This is a genomic window from uncultured Rikenella sp. (assembly GCF_947628055.1).
In the GTDB taxonomy this organism is placed as follows: domain Bacteria; phylum Bacteroidota; class Bacteroidia; order Bacteroidales; family Rikenellaceae; genus Rikenella.
Window position 1 is genome coordinate 1 of the sequence record NZ_CANQYJ010000153.1, and the last position, 3,927, is coordinate 3,927.

The following is a 3,927-nucleotide window of genomic DNA, read 5'->3' on the forward strand; positions in this document are numbered from 1 at the left end:
GGGTTGCAGCCTGCGGAGCTAAGCAACGAAGTTGCGGGCCTCCGCTGCGGGAGGCTGCGGCCCGACAAAGGGAGATCGCAGCCAAAAGTCCTTTAGCGTCCCAGCCGCACCGGGTCGGACGCCCGGGAGACCTCGGGTAGTTCCAACCCGGATCGAGTGCCGAGCGGCACCGGCCCTCCGCATGCTTGGGGCTGCGGCCCGCCCGGTTTTGCGAACCGGAGTTTCACCGGTGCGCAGGCAAAGCATAGTTCTTTGTCTCAAAATGGGTTGTAGTCCGCGGAGGATATTGGGGGTAGTTACGGCCCGGTTTGAGTATCCGTCTGCACCGACCGACGCCGGCGGAGGCGCAAGTAAGCGCAGCAAACTTTGCACCCTCCGCAGGGGGCGGCGTCGGGCGCGCGACCGTAGGTCGCGATTTATTGGATTCCGACAACAACGATTAGAAACTAAACGGAGAAAGAAACTAATAAAACAGCCAACGGCTGCGGTTCGAGTGTTCAGCGGCACCAGGCCTGCGCCCGGGAGACCTCGGGTAGTTCCAGCCCGGATCGAGTGCCGAGCAGCACCGCCAGCCTGACAGGGGGAGATCATAGCCCAAATTCCTTTCATATGCCGAACAGCACCGCTGCTCGGTTCTTTTGCCGTCAAAAGAAAGGAAATGGCCACGCGGCTGAGCGAGACAGCAAAAGCAACGGCTAAAGATCATTGAATAATCATTTCGCGGCGCGGCGCCCGGAGCTTCGCCGTGCGAAGGGTGCTCCAACCCCTCTCGAGGGCCTGGCGATTCTGCAGATCGCGCTGCTCATACCTCCGTTCGAGCCCTATCCCCTGCCAGACCGCGCAGGCCGAACCGTTTTACATCAGTCCCGGCGCAACGTATTTCGCCAGAACCCATCCCCCGGCTACCAACCATACGAACAGTATCGCGGCGAGCAGAAAAGGCTTGAATCCCGCTTTCCTGAATTTCTCGATGCTGGTCTCCGCGCCGAGTGCGGTCATGGCCATCGTCAGCAGGAATACATCGAATTGTTTGATGAATGCGATCGCCCCGGCTGGCAGCAGTCCTAACGAGTTGAATGCGATCACGCCGAGGAAGCCGATGGCGAACCACGGGATCGAGATTTTCCCTTTGTCGTTGTCCGCGGCCGATGCGTTGCCGCGCCTCTGCCGTTTCCGCATCCGTATGCGCGAGACCGTGAAGCTGATGATGAGCAGCACGGGCACTAACAGGATCACGCGGATCATCTTGACGATGATGGCTGTGTCGGAGATTTCCTGCCCCATCGCATTTCCTGCGCCGACTACATGGGCCACTTCGTGTAAGGTCGCGCCGGTGTACAGCCCCATCTGTGCCGGTTCGAGTTCCAGCGTTCCGCTGCGGTAGAGGGCCGGATAGAGGAACATGGCGAGGGTGCCGAATATGACGACTGTGGATACGGCCACTGCGGTCTTGTACGGTTTGGTGCGGATCGTGGCTTCGGCTCCCAACACAGCGGCGGCGCCGCATATCCCGCTGCCGACGGAGGTGAGCAGGGCGATGCCTTTGTCCATCCGGAGCAGTCGTCCGATCAGCACGCCGCCGCTGATTGTCGTCGCGACGATGAGGGTGTCAATAATGATGGCGGGAAGTCCTACCTGAACGATGTCCTGGAAGGTGAGGTTGAAGCCGTACAGGATGATGCCTGTCCTGAGCAGCTGTTTGGAGCAGAAGAGGATGCCGGGTACCCATGTCGCGGGCAGCCGGTTGCGTAAGCTGTTGGCGTAGAGCATCCCGAGCACGATCCCGACGATCAGGGGGCTGAGGGACAGGCTGCGGATGAGGTCGGTCTCGGCGATCCAGAAGGCGGCGCAGGTGAAGAGGGCTATGAGCAGGATGCCGTGGAGCATGTTGCCTTGGTGTTCACTTAGTTTCATGTTTGTCTGTTGTTTTTTTATCGCTTCGACCGGCGAGGTTTTCTTTCTGGCGGAAGGCTCTGCGGGCGTTTGTTCTTTAAAAAACTTTTTTTGATGCCCTCCTGCCGGGCAGGTGCTTTTTCTTAGTCGCCTCTAGTCGGCTGGGTTTTCTCTCTGGCGGAAGGCTCTGCGGGAGTTTGTTCTTTATAAAAAATTTTTCTTGTTGCCCGCAGGGCGGGCTTTTTCTTTGCAATCGCCTCGGGCGGAGTTTTCTCTCTGGCAGAAGGCTCTGCTGGCATTTGTCCTTTATAAAGAACAAACGCCAGTTTGAAACGATTACCAAAAAACACCCACTCGAGGCCATAAAAACCGAACGATCAAAAATCTTATCCGGCATTGATAGCCAGCAATTCGTCGATATAGCGGCGATCGTTGGCCAGCCGCGGCACCTTGTTCTGCCCGCCCAGCTTCTCGCGACTCCGCATCCAACGGTAAAAAGCCCCCTTTCGGGCCACCACCAACTGAGGCGCCATCAGCGTCGTATTGCGGAACCGTTTGGCCGCATAATCCGAATTGACCTCCTGCAAAGTCTTGTCCAGCATCTCGGCAAACAGCATGACATCCGACGGCGGCGCGTCGAACTCCACGAACCACTGATGCCCCCCCTTGGCACGCCCCTTCATGAAAATCGGAGCCGCCGTGTACTCTTTGACCTTGGCCCCCGTCGCCGCACATGCCGCAGCTATAGCCCGTTCCGCATTGTCTATAATCACCTCCTCGCCGAAAGCATTGATATAGCTCTTGGTTCTGCCCGTAATCCGGATCTTGTACGGGGCGAGGCTGGTGAACTCCACCGTGTCGCCGATCATGTACCGCCAAAGTCCTCCGTTGGTGGAAATAATCATCGCATAGTTGACCCCCGTTTCGACATCGGCCAGCGTCACCGCCCGCGCCGGTTCATGCAGGTCTTTGAGCGGCAGGAACTCGTAAAAGATGCCGTAGTCGAGCATCAGCAGCATGTCCTGCGTCGAGAGGTTGTCCTGCAGGGCGAAGAATCCTTCGGAAGCGTTGTAGGTCTCCATGTACTTCATCTGCGAGGTGGGGATCAGCTTTTTGTATTGTTCGCGGTAAGGCGTGAAACTGACTCCGCCGTGGATGAACAGCGAGAGGTCGGGCCATACGTCCAGCAAGTTATCTTCGCCGGTGTATTCGAGCATTCTGTTCATCAGCACGAGATTCCAGGAAGGCACTCCGGCGAACGACGTGATGCGCTGCCGGGAACAACGCCGACAAATCGCTTCGACTTTCTGCTCGAAGTCCGGGATCAGCGCGATCCCCATAGAAGGCTCGCGCATCAGGCCGACCCATTTCGGGGCATTGTGGATCAGAATGGCGGATAGGTCTCCGCTCTGCGCCCCTGCTCCCATCGTGTCGAGCCGGTGACTGCCGCCCAAGGTCAATGTTTTGCCGTCGAATGCTTTGCTGCGGGGGTTGTTGTAGGCGAAAACGGTCATCACGTCTTTGCCGCCGCGGAAGTGGCACTGTTCCAATGATTCTCTGGTGATGGGGATGTATTTGCTGCGGTCGCCGGTGGTGCCGGACGATTTGGCGAACCATCTGACTTTCCCGGGCCACAGGATGTTCTCTTCGCCTGCCCGGACGCGGTCGATCTCGGGCCGCAGTTCGTCGTATCCGACTACGGGAATCCGACGCTGAAAGTCTTCCACGGTGCCGAATTCTCCGAAGCCGTGGCGTTTGAAGTATTCGGTCTTTGCTCCGTAACCGACCAGCAATCGGAATTGCTCGAATTGCACGTCCCATGGCTGACGCCGAAATCGGTCGATGGCTTTCAACCGCTTGGAGTAAATGGCGGTCAATATCGAATTGCTCAGTGACATAACTTCTCAAATATCCGTTCGTTTATTTCATTACCCTATGTTTGAGGGTACTGTTCTCTTTGTGAACAAAGAGAACCAGAAAAACTTTCTGAGATGCTTGCGCATCTCTTGAGCCTGCCGGATACCCTTGTCTTCG

At 57.4% G+C, this 3,927-nt stretch carries 2 protein-coding genes; both read right to left on the reverse strand.

What is annotated here, in order from left to right; genetic code table 11:
- Window positions 1–855: 855 nt before the first annotated feature.
- Window positions 856–1,887 (reverse strand): YeiH family protein, encoded by a 1,032-nt coding sequence (locus Q0Z93_RS09870; RefSeq protein WP_298065076.1) that lies wholly within the window; start codon window positions 1,885–1,887, stop codon window positions 856–858.
- 392 nt (window positions 1,888–2,279) lie between these two features.
- Window positions 2,280–3,791 carry a GH3 auxin-responsive promoter family protein gene (locus Q0Z93_RS09875; protein WP_298065074.1) on the reverse strand — a complete coding sequence of 504 codons (1,512 nt, stop codon included), beginning with the start codon at window positions 3,789–3,791 and terminating at the stop codon, window positions 2,280–2,282.
- Window positions 3,792–3,927: the final 136 nt, after the last annotated feature.

Excerpts from the sequence above, each read along its gene's own strand:
- Q0Z93_RS09870 (WP_298065076.1), bottom strand. The coding sequence starts at position 1,887 with ATGCTCCACGGCATCCTGCTCATAGCCCTCTTCACCTGCGCCGCCTTC.
- Q0Z93_RS09875 (WP_298065074.1), bottom strand. The coding sequence starts at position 3,791 with ATGTCACTGAGCAATTCGATATTGACCGCCATTTACTCCAAGCGGTTG.